Genomic DNA, 20,737 nt, shown 5'->3' with positions numbered 1-20,737 from the left:
CGAGTACATGGCTGTGTTAACCGATGAACAAGTGGACGCCGCCGCAACCAAACTCGACGGCTGGCAGCGATCCGACGGCGCGCTGCGGCGTTCGATCAAATTCGATTCGTTCCTGGCCGGGATCGACGCGGTGCGCCGGGTGGCCGAGCACGCCGAAGCCCAGGATCACCATCCGGACATCGACATTCGTTGGCGGACCGTGACTTTCGCACTGGTGACGCATTCCGAGGGCGGTATCACCGACAAGGACGTCGCTATGGCGCGCGATATCGACTCGATCGTCGGGCGCCCGGAAACCTGAGCGGCAGCGCCGCGATCCAGGCCAGCGTGAGCAGCGACGCGACGATGTAGACCAGCCCGGCCCAGGCCAGATACCAGGGCCGCGGAATCTCCCAGATGCTGGGCTGGGCAAAGCTGAGCAGCCACGGCACCCCGACCACGGTCAACGCCAACCACCCGCAGCCGATCGCCCGCGCCTCGCCGAGGTAGCGGTACGGGCCGTGGAACAGCCAGATCAACAGCGGCAGCAGCCAGACCCAGTGATGGGTCCAGGAGATCGGCGAGAGCAGCAGGCCGAACAGTTGCACCACCAGCAGCAGGCCCAGCCGGTCGCGGGGTTCGCCGGCCGCATCGAGCGCCCGAAACGCCAGCCATGCCACTACCGCGGTGAGCAGCACCGCGGCGATCACGATCGGTCCGTAGCCGGCGTCGTAGCCGAGGATCCGCGAGATGCCGCCGCGCCAGGACTGGTTGAACGAGGTGCCGATCGGCCCGACCCGGCTTGCATCGCCGAGCAGATCGGTGAAGTAGTAGCGGGCCTGCTCCCCCACGATCGCCAGCGAGACCAGCACCGTGCCGGCGAACGCCAGCGCGGAGAACACCGCGGCAGCCCACCGACGGACGCCCAGGAAGTACAAGCCGGTGACCGCCGGGGTCAGTTTCACCCCGGCCGCCAGGCCGACCAGCAGACCCGACCACCACCAGCGGCTGCTGTACACCGCGGCCAGCACGGCCAGCACCAGCAGCACGTTGATCTGGCCGTAGTCGAAGGTGCTGCGCAGCGGTTCCAGCCAGATGCCGACGGCGGTCCACAGCATCGCCTGACGCTGCCCAGCTTCGATGCCCAGCAGTTTCTGGCTCAGCCGGACCACGCCGTAGAGCGCTGCCATCACGCCGATCGTCCAACCCAATGCGACCACCGAGAACGGCAACAGGGTCAGCGGATAGAACAGCACCGCGGCAAACGGTGGGTAAGTGAACGGCAGCGGGAAGTCGGGGGTCTGCTCGGCGTAGACGTAGTCATACAGCGTGCCCGGCTGGTTCAGCGCTTCGGCCCCGCCGAGATAGACGTGCAGGTCGACGAAGTTCGCGCCATTGGGCAGCAGGTAGGTCCAGGCCAATCGTGCGGCGATGCTGGCCACCAGCAGAACGGGGGCCAGGCGTGTGATGGTCGCCCATCGCGGGTTGTTCACGATGCGGGTGAGCGTAGTAGCGCCACGCCGCATCCGACGACCCTGGTGGTTTCCGTCTTCCCCCCAGATCCGGCAGTTTCATACCCAACACGCCGTGCTGCCGGTCCGTCCTGCCCCTACATTCGGCGGTTTCATACGCAACACGCCGTGCTGAGCGGATGAAACCGCAGCCTCGGCGATTTTCGGGGCATCGCCGGCCGTCGGCGCACCAATCCGGTGCCGCCCGCTCCCGATTTCACTCGCCTCTCGCTTCGATAACGGTCAAGTAAATGCCACACGTGTCACTTGAGTACCACCAGTAACACCGTAGCTTCGGCTCATACCGCCATCACCAGCTACTCGGGAGAGCCCATGTCAGGAATCAAAAGCGTGTTGTCCACCGCAGCCGTCGTCGTCGGGTCAGGCGCGGCGCTGCTGACCGGAGGAATCGCCAAAGCCGAACCGGCACCCGCACCCGGCCCGGCGATCCCCGGGCTGTCCGCCGTCGAGCAGTTCATCGATCCCGCGAAGGCCCCGCAAGCCCTGCAGGCCGCCACCTCGGCCCTGACCAATGCCGTGACACCGGCCGCGCCGGCCGAAACCACGCCGCCGGTGGCCAGCGCTTCGGTGAACTTGCCGCAGCAGGTGCTGCCCACCCAGCCGGCAGCCACCCAGCCCGCGACCACCCTGCCGGCGACCACCGTGCCCGGCACGGTGGCGAACCCGACCGCGACTCCGGGTGCCGAGATCACGCTGCCGCAGGTGCCCGGACTTCCGTTGCCGCTGCCGCAGCAGGTTTCGCTGCCCGGCGACCTGACCAGCCTGGTGTCCGTCGCCGCCCCGAGCTTGACCCCGGCACAGGCGGCTGCCGCAGCTTCGAGTGCACCGTCGGCCTCGCCGTTGACCGGACCGGCGTTGGCGTCGCTGTTCCCCACCGCCGCGCTGCCCTGATCGCCTAATCGACCAAGGATTGGACACTTCGATGTCAATGACCTGGAAACTGTTCGCCGTCAGCGCCGTGGCGCTCGGCTCGTCGACGGCGCTTGCGCTCGGCGGTGTCGCCGTGGCTGATCCCGCGCCGGTGCCAATGCCGATCGACGGTCTGCAGGCTCCGGGTCTGGCAGCTGTGGAGAAGCTCAGTCCGGCGATCCAGCAAGCTGCCGCCGATCCCGCCAACGCCAGCAAGATGCTGATGGCGGCGGCCTCGGCGTTCAGCGGGACCGGCGGTGCGCCGTTGGACTCGAGGAATCTGGCTGCGGCGGTGAGCCAGTTCGTGTCCAACCCGCCCGAGGCGATCCCGGGCGCCGACGTGCCGCCACCGGCGGCGACGGTGCCCGGGACGGCTCCGGCTCAGCACCTGGCCGGCCCGGTGGCGACCGGACCCGCGGCGCACCTGCCGCCGGGCGTCGATCCCGCGCACGCCGCGGGACCGGCGATCGAGGCAGCGCCGCCGGCCGCTCCGGCCCCCGCCCCGGCAGCCGCACCGGCACCTGCACCCGAAGCACCGGCGCCGGCACCCGCACCCGCACCCGACGCTGCACCGCCCCCCGCGCCCGAAGCGCCGGCCCCAGCACCTGCGCCCGAGGCTGCACCGGCACCTGAAGCGCCGGCCCCCGAGGCCCATGCCCCGGCTGCACCGGAGGCAGCGCCGGCACCGGGTCCGGAAGCTGCGCCCGCTCCGGCACCCGAGGCCGCACCAGCGCCGGCTCCGGCACCGGCTCCGGCCGCCCCGGATGCCGCGCCCGCCGCATCCAGCACCGGTCCCGATCCCGACGCCCCGGTGACCCAGGACTTCATGTACCCGTCGATCGGCAACGGCTGCCTGCCCGACGGCGGCAACTCGATCGCCACCGCGATCTCGGTGGCCGGGCCGGCGAAGATCCCGACCCCCGGCCCCGGCCCGGGCCAGACCGCCTACGTGTTCACCGCGGTGGGCACCTCGGCTCCGGCCGCCGAGCAGAAGCTGCCGCTGAACGTCACCTGGGTGAACCTGACCACCGGCAAGTCCGGCACCGTGACGCTCCAGCCCAATCCGGAGATCAACCCGGCCGGACCGACCACGCTGACCGCGATCGTCGACACCGGCTCCGGCAGCATCATGTCGACGATCTTCGGGCAGGTCACCACCGTCGACAAGCAGTGCCAGTTCATGCCGACCATCGGCTCCACCGTGGTGCCCTGACACTCAGGGCTGCGTCAAACCGAGAAGCCACCGGCTCCTCCGCTTCCGGCGGGTGTGAGCAGGTGGCTTCGCGGCGCTGTCTGGCCCTGGGCACTCAGCCGGTGGTCTTGGCTTTCGCCTTCTTGGCTTCGGCCTTCATCTGCTTCTTGTAGCTACGGACCTGGTCTAGGGACTGGGCATCGCGCACGTCGGCAATCGACATGTGGGTGCCCGGCTTGCCGTAGTCGCCGGCGGCGGCTTCCCACCCGGGCGCGCTCAGCCCGTACTGCTTGCCCAGCAGGGCCAAGAAGATCCGGGCCTTCTGATCGCCGAAGCCCGGCAGCCGTTTGATCCGCGCCAGCACCTCGCGGCCCTCGGGGCGCCCTTGCGTCCAGATCGCCGCGGCGTCGCCGTCGTACTCGTCGACGATGATCCGGGCCAGGTCCTGCACCCGCTTGGCCATCGACCCCGGAAAACGGTGCACCGCAGGAGTTTCCCCGAACATCGCGGCGAACTTCTCGGGGTCGTAGTCGGCGATCACAGTCGCCTCCAGGCTGCCGATCCGGTCGGCGATCTTCTTCGGCCCGGCGAAGGCCACTTCCATCGGGATCTGTTGGTCCAGCAACATCCCGATCAACAGCGCCAACGGGTTGGTCTCCAGCAAGGCGTCGGCCTCGGGATCTTGAACGAGCTGCAGGTTCGGCATGCCGCCAGTCTAGGTCGGTCCCGCCGCTGACCGGCTCGGATGAGCACTGCGAGGACGGTTGTCGGTGCGCTATGCCAACGTAGAGCCGACACGGGGAAGTTCTACGAGGGGAAATCGACATGCGTTGGGTGGTTGCATCGTTTGCTGCACTGGCGTTCACGGCGGTGGCGTTGGCCGGCGCGGCCAACGCGGTGCCGGACCAAGGCACACCGGCCTTCGACGAATACCTGGCAGGCCTGGAACGCAATGGTTATCACCTGAACGCGGACACGGCGTGGCGGGTCGCCCACCAGGCGTGCATCGGCGGTCTGCCGGGTTACATCGGTTTGGAGTTGGCGGCGCAGGGCGTCATCGGGCCCGGCGCGCAGGACCGCGTGATGGACGTGGCCCGAAAGTATGCCTGCCCGGTGCAGTAGCGGCTGCGCGGTCGCGAATTTAGTGAGTTCTACCTAGATGCTCCGAACATAGGTTGAACCCATGGCATTGACACTGGGCTTTCCGACGCCTGCCGAAGTCGAGGCACAGACCCCGCCCGAGCGGGACCGTGCAATCGATGTCGTCCGGATTTCCGCACTGGTGACCGTGGTCTTCGGGCACACGATCATGGCCACCAGCATCATCGAAGACGACGTCTTCATCTGGGGCAACCTGCTGACCACCTCGGTGCTGTTCCAGGCGCTGACCTGGGTACTGCAGATCATGCCGCTGTTCTTCTTTGCCGGCGCGGCGGCCAGCGCGGCGTCGTGGCGCCCCGGCACCAGCTGGGGTGGCTGGTTGATGAAGCGCTGCACCCGGCTGTTCCGACCGGTCTTCTACTACCTGGGGTTCTGGGCCGTGACATTGGCGGTGCTGCACACGGTGCTGCCGATCCGGGTCTATCAATCGATCGCCGGTATTTCGGTGCAGTTGCTGTGGTTCCTGGGTGCCTACGTCCTGATGTTGGCCGCCATGCCGCTGCTGTCTCGGATCACCACGCTGGGTCGACTGGCCGCCGGCGTGGTCGGCGTCTACGCGCTGATCCTGCTGGTCGACGTCGTCCGGCTGCACGACGAAAATCTGGCGCTGCTGGGCTATCTGAACATGGTGGTGTGGCTGATTCCAGGCATGTTCGGGGTCGCCTACCGCAACCGTCTGCTCGACGGCCGCGGCGCAGCCGCGCTGGGCGCGACGATGTTCGCGGTCAATCTGGGATTGCTCGCGTTCGGCCCCTACGAGCTGAGTCTGGTCGGTATCGAAGGACAGCGCCTGGCGAATATGACACCGCCGTCGCTGCTGCTGGCCGGACACGCAATCATGATGTGCGCGTTCGCAATCGCCGCGATGCCGGCCATCAATCGGTGGGCCCGCCGGCCCCGAGTCTGGTGGCTGGCCGCGATCGGGAACTCCGGCGCGATGACGCTCTACCTGTGGCACATGCCCGCGCTGCTGCTGATGCACCTGGCTTTCGACTACCTGGGCCTGTTCCGGTACCCGGGCGAGCCCAACTTCGTGGCCCTCAGCGTGCTGCAACTGGCGGTGGTCAGCGTGGTCGTCGCGGTGCTGTTCCTGCTGTTGCGGCCGCTGGAGAACAATCCGCTGCCCGGTTGGGACGGCGCCGCGCTGAACAGCACCGGAGGCCGCAGCGCCGCGGTCGGGACGCTGCTCTGCGTGGCCGGTGCCACCACCCTGGTGATGGTCAAATGGGGTCTCAAGGACGACGGAATCGCTTGCGTGGCAATCATGTTGGCTGCGCTGATGGGGGCCCGGCTGCTGGCTTCGAAGCGCAGCGCTGGATCCCCTCGAGACCAGGTGGCACTCGCGGCCTGATGGCTTGAATCGGCGCAGGGGTTGGGCGCACTGCCCAACTCCTGCGCACCAAGCTGTGCGCTAGCCGCTCTTGCGGCGAAACTCCCGCCGGCCCTCCACCGGTCCGTGCGCCTTGACTTGCTTGCGCCCGCCGTCGGCGTGCGATGTACCCGCAGCCGACTTGGCGTTCTTGCGCTCCAATGCCTCTCGGAACTTCTTCACACCTTCGGATTCCGGCATTTCATGTCGTCCCATGCAGGCAGCCTAGCCCGGCAGAACGCACCGCGAGAGCAATGCCAGCACAGATTCGGCAACACAGTCGGGCATGGTCGAGTGGGCGGGAGTGGTGTCAGAAGGCCCGGGGCTAGCGCCGGCCGGGTGGCATCCCGTACACATGCGCGATCGGCAAGGTGAGCAACACCCGGCGGTCGGTGACCATGGCCGACCGGTAGTCGTCCCAATCCGGATGCTCACCAGCGATGTTGCGGTAGAGCTCGATCAACCCTTCCACGGTGGCGTCGTCGGGGCGGGCGGCCGGCGCGGTGAGTTCGGCTTCACCTTCGGCCACCGCATAGGACCAACCGTCATCGGAGCTGACCAGAATCGACGCCCGCGCATCTCGACGCAGATTGCGGGTCTTGGCGCGCGGCTCGGTCACCGACACCTGGATGGTCAGTTTGCGCGGGTCGAAGTAGTACGACACGTTCGACAGCTGCGGTCGGCCATCGCGCTTGATGGTGGCCAGCACCCCGATCCCGTTTCCGGCGATGACGGCCAAAAGCTTGTCATCGAATACTTGGCGGGTCATCTTGCGAGCGTACTTGGCTATTCTCGAAACGGTGACCGTGATCGATGGCAATACCTTGGCCGGTGTCTCGGCGACCACCCTGTGGACGCTGCACAATCGCGCCACCGAGGCCAAGCGGCCGGACGGCGCGGTCGATGATCCGCACGCGGTTCGCATCTTCGACGCGATCGACTACGACTACCTGAAGTTCGGTAAACCCGATCAATCGCATGCGCTGCGCGCGCTGGCCTTCGACCGGGTGGCCGCGACCTACCTGCGGGCGCATCCGCGAGCTGCGGTGGTGGCGCTGGCCGAGGGGCTGCAATCCAGTTTCTGGCGGTTGGACGCTCAGGGCCTGCTCGATGACGTGACCTGGTACTCGGTGGACCTGCCGCCGGTGATCGAGCTGCGCGAGCGGTTGTTCCCACCCGATGAGCGCATCGTGCTGTTGGCGCAGTCGGCGCTGGACCGCAGCTGGATGGATCAGGTGGACGACACCGACGGGGTGTTCATCACCGCCGAGGGACTGTTCATGTATCTGGAACCAGCCGACGTGCGGGCGCTGATCACCGACTGCGCGGCGCGCTTCCCCGGTGGCCGGCTGATGTTCGACTCCATCCCGCCGTGGTTCAGCGCCCGCACCCTGAAGGGCCATCGGCTCTCCGACCGCTATCAGGCCCCGCCGATGCCGTTCGGCATCTCCCCCGACGACGCCCTCGCGCTCGCCGGTGAGATCCCCGGGATCACCGCCGCCCGGGACATCCGGTGGCCGGCCGGGCGCGGAGCGTTCCGGCTGTTCGCGGCCCGTCCGTTGGATCGCATCCCGCTGTTCCGCCGTGCCCGACCGAGCATGACGGTGCTGGAGTTCGGATGACCCGCTACGCGGCGTTCCTGCGGGGAGTCAACGTCGGCGGCGTGAACCTGAAGATGGCCGACGTGGTCACGGCTTTCGAAACCGCCGGCTTCAGCAACGTCACCACCGTTTTGGCCAGCGGCAATGTTCTGCTCGACGCCGACGGCCCGGCTTCGGCGGTACGCGCCACCGCCGAAGCCGCGTTGCGCGACGCCTTCGGCTACGACGCCTGGGTGCTGGTCTACGACCTCGACACGGTGACCGCGGTGGACGCCGGGTACCCGTTCGAGCGCGAGGTGGAAGGTACCCACAGCTACGTCACCTTCGTCAGCGACCCGGAGGTGCTCGACGAACTCGCCGCGTTGCCGCCCGGGCCGCAGGAGAAGATCGCTCGCGGCGACGGGGTGCTGTACTGGCAGGTGCCCAAGGCCGCGACGCTGAATTCCGCGATCGGCAAGACGATGTTCAAGAAGCGCTACAAGTCCTCGACCACCACCCGCAACCTGCGGACACTGACGAAGGTGCGGAATCGATGACCGCCAAACGCAAGGCCGAACTGTCCGGCGTCTCCGAGACCGCCCTACTCACCTTGCACGTCCGCGCGACCGAAGCTCGTCGCGCCGACGGCTTGATCGACGACCCGATGGCGATCGCCCTCGACGACGCCATCGACCATGACTTCGCCAAGTTCGGGCCGGCCCGCCAGGACATGGCGTTGCGTTCCAACGCCTACGACGCGGCTACCCGCCGCTATCTGGCCGACCACCCGGACGCCACCGTGGTGGCGCTGGCCGAAGGTCTGCAAACCAGCTTCTGGCGGTTGGACAGCCAACTCGCCGGCGCGCGATTTCGTTGGCTGACCGTCGATCTGCAGCCGGTGGTGCAGCTTCGCCAAGAGCTGCTGCCGTCCTCGGACCGGATCGAGTTGGTTGCGCAATCAGCACTGGACTACAGCTGGATGGACCGGGTGGACACCAGCCGCGGGGTGTTCGTGACCGCCGAAGGCCTGCTGATGTACCTGCAGCCGGAACAGGCGCTGGGCCTTATCGCCGAGTGCGCCAAGCGTTTTCCGGGTGGGCAGATGATGTTCGATTCGCCACCGGCCTGGTTCGCCGCACTCACCCGACGCGGCTGGTTGCGCCCGACCCGGCGCTACCGGGTGCCGCCGATGCCGTTCCACATGAGCGCAGGGCGGGCCGCCCGGTTGGCCAATTCCGTGCCGGGCGTACGCGCCGTGCACGACGTCCCACTAGGCCCGGGCCGGGGTGCGCCGCTCAACGCGGCCATCGCGGTCAGCCAGCGCTTCCGGTTCCTCGATGGGCTGCGACCCACCTTCACGCTGCTCGAGTTCGACCGGCCCGACCGCTGAGCGCAGCTCGCTGAATTCCGGCATCCGCCGCGCGAACCGCAGACCACGGTCGTCGGCCGGCGCGCCCCGCATCACCCTGGCGTCGGCGAGGTAGCTCATCGACACCGCCCAGCGTTTGCCGGCGCCCTGCCGCGGCAAGGTGTCGGCCACCCGCTGCACATAACCCGCGCCGAAGTCGAGCATCGGCTTGGTCGCGGGCGCCGCCTCGTCGAACTCCGGGGTCACCGAGTCGAAGCCGTGGGTGTCCTGGTGGCGTAGCAGCCGGCAGAAGTACTCGCAGATCAGCCCGATCTTGAGGGTCCACGACGAGTTGGTGTAGCCGAAGGCGAACACGAAGTTGGGCACCCCGGTCAGCATCATGGTCTTGTAGACCACGCGACTGGCCAAGTCGACCGGCTGCCCGTCGATGGTCAGCGTCATGCCGCCGAGCAGCTGAATGTTCAAACCCGTTGCCGTGACGATGATGTCGGCGTCCAGCTCGCGGCCCGAGGCCAGCCGGATACCAGTTTCGGTGAAGGTTTCGATGTGATCGGTCACCACCGAGGCCTTGCCCTCGGCGACGGTCGCGAACAGGTCCCCGTCGGGCACCACGCACAGTCGCTGGTCCCACGGGTCGTATTCGGGGTTGAAGTGCTCATCGACCGGATACCCGTCCGGGAGTCGGCGGGCGTTGGCGCGCCGGATCAGCCGCCGCGCCGCGTTCGGGAACCGCTGGCAGAACTCGTAGACCACGCGCTGGCGCAGCACGTTCTTGCCGCGCGCCAGCGTATAACCACGCTGGGTGCCCAGCATCCGCTGCGCGGTGATGGCGAACCGGTCCTGCTGGGGCAGCGGGATCAGATAGGTCGGTGAGCGTTGCAGCATGGTGACGTGCGCGGCGGTGTCGGCCATCGCGGGCAGCAGCGTGACCGCGGTGGCACCGCTGCCGATGATCACGACCTTCTTGCCGGCGTAGTCGAGATCTTCGGGCCAGTGCTGCGGGTGCACGATCTGCCCGGTGAAGCGGTCATGTCCCGGAAACTCGGGGGTGTAGCCCTGGTCGTAGCGGTAGTAGCCGCCGCCGCAGAAGATCCAGCCGGCGCTGAACTGGATCCGCTCGCCGGTGTCGGAGCGTTCGACGTCGATCAGCCACCGCGCCTGCGCGCTCGACCAGGCCGCCGAGATCGCCTTGTGGCCGAACCGGATGTGGCGGTCGATGCCGTTCTCGGCGACCGTCTCGTGCAGATACGCCATGATCTTGCCGCCGGAGGCGATGGCGTCGTCGTCGCGCCACGGTTTGAACTCGTAGGCGAAGGTGTGCAGGTCACTGTCCGAGCGGACACCCGGATAGCGGAACAGGTCCCAGGTGCCACCGATTTCGTCCCGGGACTCCAGGATGGTGTACCTGCGCTGCGGGTGCTCGCGCTGCAGGTAGTACGCGGCGCCGATCCCGGAGATACCGGCGCCGATGATCAACACGTCGACGAACTCGGGGCCATCCCCGTAGTCAGCTCGGCCGGCTTCGAGGCTGGGTTGGGCGGTGTATGCGGTGCGGTCCATCGCTGGCTCCTCACTGGGGAACTCGATTACCGCCAATGATCCCCGGGTTGCGCGCAGCACCGTAAGGGCAATCTTCACCGTCTCCGGTATTGCATGGTGCACTTTGCACCAGTCGATCTAGGCTGGTGCGATGGCTGATGGTGGTGCTGGTCCCCGGTCGAGCGCCCGGCCCGGCGACCCGGCCGACGAATTGCCGTCGGCCCGGATCCGGGAACTGATCCGAGACATCGCGCACGCGGCACTGGACCCGCGGGCGGAGTGGCTGGCCTCGCTGAACGCCGCGGTGCTGGGCGCCAATCCGGCGATCGCGGCCGACCCGGAACTGGCGGCCGCGGTCAGCCGCAGTAACCAGGCCAACCTGCTGTTCTGGGCCACCGCCCAGGTGCGCGATCCCGGCGCGCCGGTGCCGGCCAACACCGGCGCCGAACCCATCGCGGTGGCGCGCGAACTGGTCCGCCGCGGTTTGGACAACTACGCGCTGGACGCGTACCGGGTCGGCGAGGGGGTGGCCTGGCGCCGGCTGATGGACATCGCGTTCGACCTGACCTCGGATCCCGCCGAACTGCGCACCCTGCTGGCGGTGTGTTCGCAGTCGATCAGCGATTTCGTCGACGCCACCTTGGCCTTCATCGCCGGGCAGATCGACCTGGAGCGCGATGAGCTGACCCGCGGCACCCATGCCGAGCGCCGCGCGACGGTCGCCCTGCTGCTCGACGGCGCCCCGATCCCGCGGCAGCGGGCCGAGGCCCGGCTGGGTTACGCGCTCACCGGGCCGCACACCGCCGCGGTGATCTGGAGTGATCGGCCCGAAGGAGAATTCGCCGGCTTGGATCGCGTGGTCGAACAGTTCGGCCGGGCCGCCCGGGCGCGACCGCTGCGGGTGCTGGCCAGCACCGCCACCCGCTGGGTCTGGGTGCCCACCGAACTCGACCGGCAGGCCGTGCGCGCCGCTTTGGCCGACGTCGAACCGGATATCCGGATCGCGATCGGGTCGACTGGCCACGGCATCGACGGCTTCCGCCGCAGCCATTTCGATGCGCTGACCACACAGCAGATGATGGCGCGGCTGAATTCACCCCAGCACATCGCCCGGTTCAGCGAGGTGCAGCTGGTCGCGCTGATCACCGCCGACACCGACCGGGCAGCCCAGTTCGTCGCCGACACTCTGGGCGCACTGGAAACGGCCGGCCCCGAATTGCGGGAAACGGTACGGGTTTTCGTCGAGGAGCAGTGCAATGCCTCGCGGGCCGCGGCACGGCTGTACACCCACCGCAACACTCTGCTGCGCCGGTTGGCGCGCGCCGACGAGCTGCTGCCGCGGCCGCTGGCGCAATCCAGCATCGAAGTCGCGGTCGCGCTCGATGTGCTGCGTTGGCACTCGACCTGATCAAACGGGCGTTCGCGATGCGCCTTGTCGACCCCGCGTGGCTTCAGTCGAATTCGGCTTCCAGGTAACGCAGCGCTTCGGCCTTGCCCAGACCGAGCGCGCGCACGGCGTCGGCGTAGCTTCGGGCGGCCTGCGCCAACGCCTGATCGGACGGGTCGGCGCGGGCCACGAAAGTACCGAAACGCCCGCGCGTTTCGAGGATGCCCGCCGACTCCAACTCCCGATAGGCGCGGGCGACCGTGTTGGCTGCCAGGTGCAATCGACCGGCCAGATCCCGCACCGTCGGTAGTTTGGCGCCTGGCGCCAACCGCCCGTTCCGGATTCCGTCGATGATCTGGGTGCGCAACTGGTCGAACAGCGGCGGGTCGGCTTTCGGGTCCAGCACCACCCACTCCGCGACGTCCACCTGCCCAGTATCCAACAGGCCAGCTAGGTTGGTGGCGTGCGGATAGCGGTACTCAGCGGCGCGGGCATCTCCGCGGAAAGCGGTGTGCCCACCTTCCGCGACGACGCCAACGGCCTGTGGGCCCGGTTCGACCCCTACGAGTTGTCCAGCACGCAGGGCTGGGCCGAGCACCCGGAACGGGTGTGGGCTTGGTATCTGTGGCGGCATCACCTGGTGCGCGAAACCGAACCCAACGACGGGCACCGCGCGGTCGCGGCCTGGCAGGACTACGCCGAGGTCACCGTCGTCACCCAGAACGTCGACGACCTGCATGAACGCGCCGGCAGCACCGAAGTGCATCACCTACACGGCAGCTTGTTCGAATTCCGTTGCGACCGGTGCAATTCGGTGTACACCGATCGGCTGACGGAGATGCCCGAACCGGAGCTCGAACTCGATCCGCCGATGTGCAACTGCGGCGGCTTGATCCGCCCGGACATCGTGTGGTTCGGCGAGCAGCTACCGGAGCTCGCGTGGCAGGCCTCGGTCGAGGCGGTGCGCGCAGCCGACCTGCTGGTGGTGGTCGGCACCTCGAGCATCGTCTACCCGGCGGCCGGGTTGCCGGAGTTGGCCTTGGCGCAGGGCACCGTGGTGGTCGAGGTGAACCCCGAGGAAACCCCGCTATCGGCCGACGCGACGCTCACGGTGCGCGAAAGTGCCAGCACCGCACTACCCCGGTTGCTGCAGGAGCTGCCGTCCCTGCTGGACCGCTGAGGAGACCGGGTCAGGCCGCGGGCCGGACCGCCCGGCCCAGCGCGAACTCGGCCACCGGCAGCGGCGCCCAGCGCGGCATGGTCCACTCCCGCCGCGCGGTGTCCACCGCGAATCCGGCCGCGGTGATGGTCTGCTCGGTGTTGCGGTGGGTGTGGCAGTTGCCGAACATGCGGGGCCAGAACGTGGCGTCGGCGAACCGCTGCATCCGCGCGCGCCAGCCCGCGCTGGCCACGTGTTCCAGGTAGCGCAGCTGACCGCCCGGACGCAACCGGGAGAAGAGTTGCCGGACAACCGAATCCGCATCCTCGACGGTGCACAGCACCAGTGAGCACACCACCGCGTCATAGGGCCCCGGATCGGACAGGTGCTCGATCAGCTCACCGCTGACCGTCACCGGTACCGGCGCCGCTGCGGCCGCGCGCTGCGCGTGGCTCAACAACAACGCTTCGGGTTCCACGGCCACCACCTGCTCGACGGTGTCCGGGTAGTGCGCGAAGTTGGTGCCGGTCCCGGCGCCGACTTCGAGCACCTTGCCGGACAAACCGGCCAGATTCTCGCGGCGCAATCGGGTCAGCAGTTCGGTCTCGTGCGCCGACATCACCGTCCAGAGTCGGGCGAAGAACGGATGGGAAAGCTGGTCGCCGGACTTGCTCACGAGCGGACTCCCTTGACGTCGGACAACCATTTCACGGTGTCTTGCGGAGTGGCATCCTGGCCGACGATACCCGCGACCAGGTGCCCGGTACAGACCGCGCGCAGCACCCGGTCGGCGAACGCCTCAGCCTCACCGAAAGGCAGATACGGCTTGGCGATCAGCAGCGCCGCCACCCCGTGCGCAGCCGTCCACAGCTCCAACGCGACGGTGGTCGGATCTCCCACCGGGTAGATGCCCTCGTCCATCAGGGTCTGCACCGACGCGCGCATGTGCACGAACGCCGACGCGTTCAAGGTGGCGTCCACGTCGCTGCCCGGGGTGCCCTCCCCCATGGTGGCGATCCGGTACAACTCAGGGGTCTGGGTGGCGAACCGGACGTAGGCCAGCCCCTGCGCGCGCAACACGTCCAGGGTGCTGGGCTGGCCGGCGGCGGCGCGTTGCATCTCGGCGTGCAACTGCTCGAAGTACCGCGCACACACCGCATCCAGCAGCGCGTCCTTGTCCGCGAAGTGCAGATAGATCGACGGCGAGGTGACCCCGACCCGCTGGGCCACCGCCCGGATGGAGACATCCTTGGCTGACCCGACTTCCAACAGCAGTTGTGTTGCAGCATCCAGAATCTCGGCGCGCAGCTGCTCCCCCGAACCGCGCGGTGCACGACGGCGTCGACGCAGGCCGGTCATCGCTGCTCCGTGGGTCCGGGATCGTCGGCTGCGGCCACCGCATTGGCCGGGGCCGGCGTCGAGACCACGGCAGCCGACGCGGGCTCACCGGATTCGCTGATCCCGAACCTGTCGTGCAACCGCACCAAGGGCGCCGGCGCCCACCAGTTCCAGCGGCCCAACAGGTGCATGAACGCCGGCACCAGGACCATTCGCACCAGAGTCGCGTCGACCAGCACCGCCAACGTCAGTCCGACGCCGAACATCCGCATGAACGACACCTGCGCAGCGATCAGGGCCGCGAACGAAATCGACATCACCAGGGCGGCCGCGGTGATCACCCGACCGGTCCGGGCCAGACCCAGCGCGACGCTTTCGTCGTTGTCCTCCTTGGTCTGTCGGCTGGCCAACCAGAACTCGCGGATGCGTGAGATCAGGAAGACCTCGTAGTCCATCGACAGCCCGAACGCGATGCAGAACAACAGCACCGGCATGTTGGCGACCAGCGTCCCGGTCGGAACGGTGCCGAACGCCCCGAGGTGCCCGTCCTGGAAGATCCACACCAGCGCACCGAACGCCGCACTCAACGACAAGATGTTGAGCAGCAACGCCTTCAGCGGCAGCACGACACTGCCGGTCAACAGGAACAGCAGCACGAAGGTGATGGCCGCGATCACCCCCAGCACCAAGGGCAGCCGCGAGGTGATGGCAGCCACCGAGTCGCGGTTGATCTGCGCGATACCGGTCACCGCGACGTCGCGGCCACCGGGCCCGGAGATCTCGTGCAGCCGATCGAGTTGGTCCTCGGAGGCTTGCGAGAACAGCTCGGCGTCGCTGTTGACCGTGAGGTAGGCGCTGCCCTGCTCAACGCCGGTACCGGCGACCGGCGGGCCGATGCGGCGTCCGTCTTGGTAGGCCCCGGTGGGAGCGCTGACCGTGGAGACGTCGGTCAATCGGGACAGTGTGGTGGCGTACTCGTCGTAGTCGGCCTGCGTGACGCCGTCGGCATCCGGGACCACGATGGTCACCGCGGTCTGGGAGTTGTTGGCGTAGTCGGAACGCAGTTGATCGCCCAACTGATGGGCCGAGGCCTGCTGGGGCAGTACCCGGTCGTCCGGGAAGCCCCACTCCACGCCGAGGAACGGCGCCCCGAGGAACACCAGCAGCGCCACCCCGGCCGTGCCGATCAACAGCGCGCGACGCATCACGAACTTCGTGGAGCGGTACCAGAACAGCTGCTGCACCGGCTTGGCCGCCGGTTCCGGCCGGCGCAGCACCCGGCGCACCAGGTGCCGCACGTCGAACGCGTCGATCCGATCGCCCAGCAGCACGATGGCCGCGGGGGTGACGATGATCGCCGCGGCGGCCGCGAACGCCACGGTCGCCACGCCGGCGTAGGCGAACGATTTCAGGAAGTACATCGGGAACAGCACCATCGCGGCCATCGACAGCGCGACGGTGACGGCCGAGAACACCACGGTGCGTCCCGCAGTGGCCATGGTGCGTACCAGCGCCTGGTCACGCGGCACACCCTCGGCCAGTTCGTCGCGATAGCGGCTGATGATCAGCAAGGTGTAGTCGATGGCCAACGCCAACCCCATCGCGATGGACAGGTTGAGCGCGAAGATCGACACATCGGTGACGAACGTCAGGATGCGCAGCACCGCCATCGAGCCCAGGATCGCGAACCCGCCGATCGCCATCGGCAGCGCGGCCGTCAGCAGCCCGCCGAACACCCACACCAGGACCAGGAAGCTCAGTGGGATCGCGATCGATTCCATCAACAACAGGTCGTGTTCGGTTTGGGTGTTGATCTGCGCGTACACCAGGGCGGAGCCACCGGGGGTCACCGTGACGTCGGGGTGCGCGGGCAGCACGTTGGCCTCGACCGCGTCGACGATGGCTGCGGCGTAGTGCTGCGCATTGTTCTCGCCGCCGGAGAGTTCGGCGATGATCAGCCCGGATTTGCCGTCTTTGCTGAGCAGGTCGGCTTCGGCTGCCGGTGGCGCGGTCCAGAGCGCGACGACGTCGCCGGCCACGTGTTCGGACTTGCTCACCTCGGCGACGATCGCCAGGCCGGCGGCTTGACCGGCGGCGCTGCGGGCGCCGTCCGGGGCCGTGACGCTGAACAGCAATTGCATGTCGCCGTGGCCGAACTTGTCGTTAAGCAGCGCGGTGGCGCGCGCCGACTCCGAGGTCGGGTCCTGGAATCCGCCCGCGGACAGGCTCTTGACCACCGGAACACCGAAGACCCCGGCGGCGATCATGATCAGCACGGCCGCCGCGATGATGCGCCGCGGCGCTGCGATGGCCATCAGCGCGATCCGCTGCAGCATTCGATCCCCTTACGTCTGGCGTCGTCGAGCCGGCGGCTCCCGGTAAGTTACCGACGGTAAGTTATCACGGTCAGGCGGGGCATAGTGCGCCACCGTCGGCCCCGAACTCTTAGGCTGATCTGCCATGAGCACCGATTCGGAAATCCGCCTGGGCGCATCCGGCCGCGACTTCGGTCTGTTGCTGTTGCGGCTCGGCGTCGGCGCCGCGATCTTGCAGGCTGGGCTGCGTAAAGCCCTCGATTTCTCGTCAGTGGTCGACAACATGGCGGCCTCCGGTTGGCGGATGCCGAACCTTGCGGCGTTCCTGGTGACCACCGCCGAGACGCTGGGCGGCATCGGCCTGTTGCTGGGTCTGGTGACGCCGTTGGCCGCGATGGCCGTGGTCGCCGCGATGATCGACGCCTGGGCGGTCAACGTCGCGGCGACGGCGTTCTGGTCGGACCCGTTCAACCTGGCGTTCCTGATCGGATTCGGCGCGCTGGCGGTGCTGTTCACCGGCGCCGGGGTGTTCTCCCTGGACTACCGCCTGTGGGGACGAGACAGCTGGCCGCGCCTGGTGTCCATCGTCTTGCTGGTGATCGCGATCGCCGCTGCAGTTGCGACCTGGGTTTCACTCAACGGCACCAACCCGATCCACCTGATCACCCCGGTCAGCTAAACCTCGACGAGGCCGTTCCTACCGAGCAGTAATATTGCCACGATATTCCGAACCGTGACTCAATGATTCCTTAATAGTGATCCATACAGTCAGTGTCATGTGGATCGACGACACCGACGCTGATGTCATCAAAGTTGATTTCGACGCTCTCTACCACGGCGATGTCCTGGTCGAGGGCGACACCTCCGAGCAGCTCGACGAGGACCTGCATCTGATCGCAAGCTAGTTCGCTCGACCTGCCGCGTCCTACGTAGACGGTGGCCGCCCGCGAACCGGCACAGACCGCGGCCGCGACGCGCAGCAACACGTCTCGACACTGAGCACCAATCCAAGAAAAGCCGATGCTTACACCGGGGAAGCATCGGCTTTTCTTGTGTCTGCCTGCAGACACGTCGGACCCTGCCGCACACGACTCGGGTGCGGCAGGGTCCGACGTCTGTCAGACGCTTGCGGAACTACGCGGCGGACTCGGCCTCGTCGACCGAGACCAGATCGGCCAGCCGGCCGGTGATGATCTCCTCAGCCTCGCCGACGATGCGCGAGACCAGATCCCCGACCGTCGGGATGTCGTTGATCAGGCCCATCGCGGTGCCGACGGTCCAGATGCCGGCGTCGACGTCGCCCTCGTCGAACACCCGGCGACCACGCACACCGGCCACCAGATCCTTGACGTCCTCGAACTGGCCGCCGTCCTTGAGGATCTGCACCACCTCACGCGAGACCACGTTGGAGGCCACCCGCGCGGTGTTGTTCAGCGAACGGAAGATCAGCTCGGTGCCGCGCTCGTCGCCGGCCACGATGGCTTCCTTGACGTTCTGGTGGATGCAGGACTCGACGGTGCACATGAATCGCGACCCCATGTTGATGCCGTCGGCGCCCAGCGCCAGCGCGGCGACCAGGCCGCGGGAGTCCGCGAAACCGCCGGAGGCGATCATCGGGATCTCGATCTGGTCGGCCGCGGCGGGGATCAGCACCAGACCCGGGATGTCGTCCTCACCCGGGTGGCCGGCGCACTCGAAGCCGTCGATGCTGATGCCGTCCACACCCAGGCTCTGAGCCTTGACCGCATGGCGCACCGAGGTGCACTTGTGCAGCACCTTGATGCCGTTGTCGTGGAACATCGGCAGGTGCGGGGCCGGGTTGGAACCCGCGGTCTCGACAATCTTGATGCCGGAGTCGACGATCACCTGACGGTATTCGTCGTACGGCGGCGGGTTGATCGACGGCAGGATGGTCAGGTTCACACCGAACGGCTTGTCGGTGAGATCCCGGGTGCGGGCGATCTCGTTGGCCAGGTCGGCCGGGGTGGGCTGAGTCAGCGCGGTGATGAAGCCCAGGGCCCCCGCGTTCGCGACGGCTGCGACCAACTCGGCGCGCCCCACCCACTGCATACCGCCCTGGGCGATCGGATGCTCGACCCCGAACGCCTCGGTGAACTTCGTCTTGATTGCCATGTGACTCCTACCCTTGGCCCGTGGTTACCGGGGTGCCATGCGGATTGCGCCGTCGAGGCGGATGACCTCGCCGTTGAGCATCGGATTCTCCACAATATGAACTGCCAGTGCGCCGTACTCGTCCGGGTCACCCAGTCGGGCCGGATGCGGCACCTGTGCGCCGAGTGAAGCCTGCGCCTCTTCCGGCAGCGAGCCCAACAGCGGAGTCTTGAACAGGCCCGGGGCGATGGTGCACACCCGGATCAGTTCGCGGGACAGATCGCGGGCGATCGGCAGCGTCATACCGACCACGCCACCCTTGGAGGCCGAGTACGCGGCCTGGCCGATCTGACCCTCGAAAGCCGCCACCGACGCGGTGTTGATGATGACGCCCTTTTCACCGTTGATCGGCTCGGTCTTGGCGATCCGCTCGGCCGACAGCCGCAGCACGTTGAAGGTGCCGATCAGGTTCACCTGCACGACGGCGTTGAACGCATCCAGCGGGAAGGCGCCGTCCTTGCTCAGCGTCTTGATCGCGTTGCCGATGCCGGCGCAGTTGACGTTGATCCGCAGCGGACCCATCTGTTCGGCGGCGTCCAGTGCGGCGGTGACCGACTCCGGATCGGTGACGTTGGCCTCGACGAACCGGGCGCGCTCACCGAGCTCCTTGACCACGTCGGCGCCCTTGAGGTCGATCACCACGACCGAGGCACCGCGGTCCAACAGGCGCTTGGTGGTGGCCAATCCCAGACCGGAGGCACCACCGGTCACGACAGCTACGGAGTCCTTGATCTCCACGAGAAAGTAGTCCCTTCTTCGACAACTTCAACCTACTGGTTGGTCGGGACTATACCGATCCGGGTGGCGGCAGTGCGCGCCCGCCCCGAAAGCGGGCGCTCCGGACGGCGCCCCGGGCCCGACGGCGTCGACGCTGGTCGGCGCGCCGCAGTTGGGTCGGCAACCTGACATGCCCGCAACGGCTGGGTATCCTCCCAGGTGGAGCCCAGCCTGGGCCCGCGGACGAGGGAGCAGTACCCGCACCGGACAAGACTGACTCGACGAGGAGGTCTTGTCATGGCATGGCTGGTCCTGGTGTTGGCGGGCATGTTGGAAGCCGTGTGGGCCATCGCACTGGGCGCATCCGACGGTTTCCGCCGGGTCCGCCCCGTGATCGTGTTCGTGGTCGCCGGACTGGTGAGTCTGGCCGGCCTGGCCTACGCCATGAAGTTCCTGCCGACCGGAACCGCATATGCGGTGTGGGTCGGCATCGGCGCGACGCTGACCGTGCTGTGGTCGATCGTGGTCGACAAGGAACGCGCATCCGCCGCGAAGTTGATCCTGCTCACCGCACTGGTCGGCTGTGTGGTCGGCCTGAAGGTGGTGAGCTGACATGGCGTGGCCGGTCCTGTTGCTCAGCGCGATCTTCGAAGCGGTGTGGGCCACCGCGCTGGGGCTTTCGAACGGTTTGCGCGAACCGGTGGCCGCGACGGTGTTCGTGGTGGCCCTGGTGTTGAGCATGGCGGGCCTGGGTTGGTCGGCCCGCCAGATCCCGATCGGCACGGCGTATGCGGTGTGGACCGGATTCGGCGCGGCGCTGACCGTGGGCTACGCGCTGATCACCGGCCTGGAGCCGGTGTCCGCGCTGAAGGTGGTGTTCCTGGCCGGGATCATCGTCGCGGTAGTCGGCCTGCAGGTGGTCTCATCCGGACCATCCGGAGCGGGCGGACCGGTCAAACCGCGTAGCCGCGACGTCGGCGCGCCCGGCGACGCCGCGGTCACCGACAGCGTCGCCCGAC

At 67.8% G+C, this 20,737-nt stretch carries 24 protein-coding genes, 1 pseudogene and 1 riboswitch; of the genes and pseudogenes, 14 read left to right on the top strand and 11 right to left on the bottom strand.

The window, feature by feature from the left end:
- Window positions 1-7: 7 nt before the first annotated feature.
- A complete protein-coding gene (locus AC5Y3P_RS07515) occupies window positions 8-301 on the top strand; it encodes a 4a-hydroxytetrahydrobiopterin dehydratase (RefSeq protein ID WP_500045267.1) in 294 nt (97 codons plus the stop codon).
- On the opposite strand, the gene AC5Y3P_RS07510 is transcribed toward AC5Y3P_RS07515, so the two are convergent.
- The gene (locus AC5Y3P_RS07510) at window positions 255-1,505 is read right to left on the bottom strand and encodes a mannosyltransferase (RefSeq protein ID WP_500045266.1); all 1,251 of its coding nucleotides are present in this window, start codon (window positions 1,503-1,505) and stop codon (window positions 255-257) included. The two genes, AC5Y3P_RS07515 and AC5Y3P_RS07510, sit on opposite strands and share 47 nt — an antisense overlap.
- A gap of 318 nt (window positions 1,506-1,823) precedes the next feature.
- Between AC5Y3P_RS07510 and AC5Y3P_RS07505 the strand changes: the two genes are divergently transcribed.
- Together AC5Y3P_RS07505 and AC5Y3P_RS07500 are read left to right on the top strand one after the other, a co-directional pair.
- Window positions 1,824-2,402, top strand: coding sequence for a hypothetical protein (locus AC5Y3P_RS07505; protein ID WP_500045265.1), 579 nt, complete (start codon window positions 1,824-1,826; stop codon window positions 2,400-2,402).
- A gap of 31 nt (window positions 2,403-2,433) precedes the next feature.
- Window positions 2,434-3,633, top strand: coding sequence for an Rv1157c family protein (locus tag AC5Y3P_RS07500; protein WP_500045264.1), 1,200 nt, complete (start codon window positions 2,434-2,436; stop codon window positions 3,631-3,633).
- A gap of 94 nt (window positions 3,634-3,727) precedes the next feature.
- Here AC5Y3P_RS07500 and AC5Y3P_RS07495 read toward each other — a convergent pair whose 3' ends face one another.
- Window positions 3,728-4,318 (bottom strand): HhH-GPD-type base excision DNA repair protein, encoded by a 591-nt coding sequence (locus tag AC5Y3P_RS07495; RefSeq protein ID WP_500045263.1) that lies wholly within the window; start codon window positions 4,316-4,318, stop codon window positions 3,728-3,730.
- 119 nt (window positions 4,319-4,437) lie between these two features.
- Here AC5Y3P_RS07495 and AC5Y3P_RS07490 point away from each other — a divergent pair, with 119 nt between their 5' ends.
- On the top strand, window positions 4,438-4,734 hold the full coding sequence (locus AC5Y3P_RS07490) for a DUF732 domain-containing protein (protein ID WP_500045262.1): 297 nt from the start codon (window positions 4,438-4,440) through the stop codon (window positions 4,732-4,734).
- A 61-nt stretch (window positions 4,735-4,795) separates the two neighbouring features.
- A complete protein-coding gene (locus AC5Y3P_RS07485; RefSeq protein WP_500045261.1) occupies window positions 4,796-6,124 on the top strand; it encodes an acyltransferase family protein in 1,329 nt (442 codons plus the stop codon).
- A 60-nt stretch (window positions 6,125-6,184) separates the two neighbouring features.
- Here AC5Y3P_RS07485 and AC5Y3P_RS07480 read toward each other — a convergent pair whose 3' ends face one another.
- Entirely contained in the window at window positions 6,185-6,358 is a 174-nt protein-coding gene (locus tag AC5Y3P_RS07480) for a DUF5302 domain-containing protein (RefSeq protein WP_500045260.1), read from the bottom strand.
- 109 nt (window positions 6,359-6,467) lie between these two features.
- Window positions 6,468-6,911 (bottom strand): PPOX class F420-dependent oxidoreductase, encoded by a 444-nt coding sequence (locus tag AC5Y3P_RS07475; protein WP_500045259.1) that lies wholly within the window; start codon window positions 6,909-6,911, stop codon window positions 6,468-6,470.
- A 31-nt stretch (window positions 6,912-6,942) separates the two neighbouring features.
- Here AC5Y3P_RS07475 and AC5Y3P_RS07470 point away from each other — a divergent pair, with 31 nt between their 5' ends.
- Genes AC5Y3P_RS07470 through AC5Y3P_RS07460 form a run of 3 tightly spaced genes read left to right on the top strand, consistent with a single transcriptional unit; the run spans window position 6,943 to window position 9,112 of the window.
- Window positions 6,943-7,764: a class I SAM-dependent methyltransferase gene (locus AC5Y3P_RS07470; protein ID WP_500045258.1), complete on the top strand. Its 822-nt coding sequence runs from the start codon at window positions 6,943-6,945 to the stop codon at window positions 7,762-7,764.
- Window positions 7,761-8,279, top strand: coding sequence for a DUF1697 domain-containing protein (locus AC5Y3P_RS07465; protein ID WP_500045257.1), 519 nt, complete (start codon window positions 7,761-7,763; stop codon window positions 8,277-8,279). Before AC5Y3P_RS07470 ends, AC5Y3P_RS07465 begins: the two co-directional genes overlap by 4 nt.
- The gene (locus AC5Y3P_RS07460) at window positions 8,276-9,112 is read left to right on the top strand and encodes a class I SAM-dependent methyltransferase (RefSeq protein ID WP_500045256.1); all 837 of its coding nucleotides are present in this window, start codon (window positions 8,276-8,278) and stop codon (window positions 9,110-9,112) included. Before AC5Y3P_RS07465 ends, AC5Y3P_RS07460 begins: the two co-directional genes overlap by 4 nt.
- Here the strand turns inward: AC5Y3P_RS07460 and AC5Y3P_RS07455 are convergent.
- Entirely contained in the window at window positions 8,993-10,651 is a 1,659-nt protein-coding gene (locus AC5Y3P_RS07455) for a flavin-containing monooxygenase (RefSeq protein WP_500045255.1), read from the bottom strand. The two genes, AC5Y3P_RS07460 and AC5Y3P_RS07455, sit on opposite strands and share 120 nt — an antisense overlap.
- Before the next feature lie 130 nt (window positions 10,652-10,781).
- Between AC5Y3P_RS07455 and AC5Y3P_RS07450 the strand changes: the two genes are divergently transcribed.
- Entirely contained in the window at window positions 10,782-12,038 is a 1,257-nt protein-coding gene (locus AC5Y3P_RS07450) for a PucR family transcriptional regulator (protein WP_500045254.1), read from the top strand.
- 43 nt (window positions 12,039-12,081) lie between these two features.
- On the opposite strand, the gene AC5Y3P_RS07445 is transcribed toward AC5Y3P_RS07450, so the two are convergent.
- Window positions 12,082-12,444: an Rv1152 family transcriptional regulator gene (locus AC5Y3P_RS07445; protein ID WP_500045252.1), complete on the bottom strand. Its 363-nt coding sequence runs from the start codon at window positions 12,442-12,444 to the stop codon at window positions 12,082-12,084.
- 36 nt (window positions 12,445-12,480) lie between these two features.
- Between AC5Y3P_RS07445 and AC5Y3P_RS07440 the strand changes: the two genes are divergently transcribed.
- Window positions 12,481-13,197, top strand: coding sequence for an NAD-dependent deacylase (locus AC5Y3P_RS07440; RefSeq protein ID WP_500045251.1), 717 nt, complete (start codon window positions 12,481-12,483; stop codon window positions 13,195-13,197).
- A 10-nt stretch (window positions 13,198-13,207) separates the two neighbouring features.
- Here the strand turns inward: AC5Y3P_RS07440 and AC5Y3P_RS07435 are convergent, their stop codons facing one another.
- From AC5Y3P_RS07435 to AC5Y3P_RS07425, 3 genes are read right to left on the bottom strand one after another with little or no spacing between them, the layout of a single operon-like run.
- On the bottom strand, window positions 13,208-13,795 hold the full coding sequence (locus tag AC5Y3P_RS07435) for a class I SAM-dependent methyltransferase (RefSeq protein ID WP_500045386.1): 588 nt from the start codon (window positions 13,793-13,795) through the stop codon (window positions 13,208-13,210).
- A gap of 53 nt (window positions 13,796-13,848) precedes the next feature.
- Window positions 13,849-14,535 (bottom strand): TetR/AcrR family transcriptional regulator, encoded by a 687-nt coding sequence (locus AC5Y3P_RS07430; protein WP_500045250.1) that lies wholly within the window; start codon window positions 14,533-14,535, stop codon window positions 13,849-13,851.
- Window positions 14,532-16,850 (bottom strand): MMPL family transporter, encoded by a 2,319-nt coding sequence (locus AC5Y3P_RS07425; protein WP_500045249.1) that lies wholly within the window; start codon window positions 16,848-16,850, stop codon window positions 14,532-14,534. The genes AC5Y3P_RS07430 and AC5Y3P_RS07425 overlap by 4 nt, the downstream gene beginning before the upstream one ends.
- A gap of 124 nt (window positions 16,851-16,974) precedes the next feature.
- On the opposite strand from AC5Y3P_RS07425, the gene AC5Y3P_RS07420 reads away from it, so the two are divergent.
- Window positions 16,975-17,508 carry a DoxX family protein gene (locus tag AC5Y3P_RS07420; protein ID WP_500045248.1) on the top strand — a complete coding sequence of 178 codons (534 nt, stop codon included), beginning with the start codon at window positions 16,975-16,977 and terminating at the stop codon, window positions 17,506-17,508.
- A 97-nt stretch (window positions 17,509-17,605) separates the two neighbouring features.
- A complete protein-coding gene (locus AC5Y3P_RS07415; protein WP_500045247.1) occupies window positions 17,606-17,734 on the top strand; it encodes a hypothetical protein in 129 nt (42 codons plus the stop codon).
- Window positions 17,735-17,963: 229 nt separating this feature from the next.
- Here the strand turns inward: AC5Y3P_RS07415 and AC5Y3P_RS07410 are convergent, their stop codons facing one another.
- Complete coding sequence (locus tag AC5Y3P_RS07410) at window positions 17,964-18,962, bottom strand: NAD(P)H-dependent flavin oxidoreductase (protein ID WP_500045246.1); 999 nt, start codon at window positions 18,960-18,962, stop codon at window positions 17,964-17,966.
- A 24-nt stretch (window positions 18,963-18,986) separates the two neighbouring features.
- A complete protein-coding gene (locus tag AC5Y3P_RS07405; RefSeq protein ID WP_500045245.1) occupies window positions 18,987-19,739 on the bottom strand; it encodes a 3-hydroxyacyl-CoA dehydrogenase in 753 nt (250 codons plus the stop codon).
- 198 nt (window positions 19,740-19,937) lie between these two features.
- A riboswitch (guanidine-III (ykkC-III) riboswitch) is annotated at window positions 19,938-20,001 on the top strand.
- A 14-nt stretch (window positions 20,002-20,015) separates the two neighbouring features.
- On the opposite strand from AC5Y3P_RS07405, the gene AC5Y3P_RS07400 reads away from it, so the two are divergent.
- Complete coding sequence (locus tag AC5Y3P_RS07400) at window positions 20,016-20,330, top strand: DMT family transporter (protein WP_500045244.1); 315 nt, start codon at window positions 20,016-20,018, stop codon at window positions 20,328-20,330.
- A gap of 1 nt (window position 20,331) precedes the next feature.
- Window positions 20,332-20,640, top strand: a pseudogene (locus AC5Y3P_RS07395) (DMT family transporter); the annotation flags it as partial.
- Between the last annotated feature and the right edge of the window lie 97 nt (window positions 20,641-20,737).

This window comes from Mycobacterium sp. NGS45 (assembly GCF_059812645.1).
Note: the sequence above shows the minus strand (reverse complement) of the source record. Positions and strands in the feature narration are given on the sequence as shown.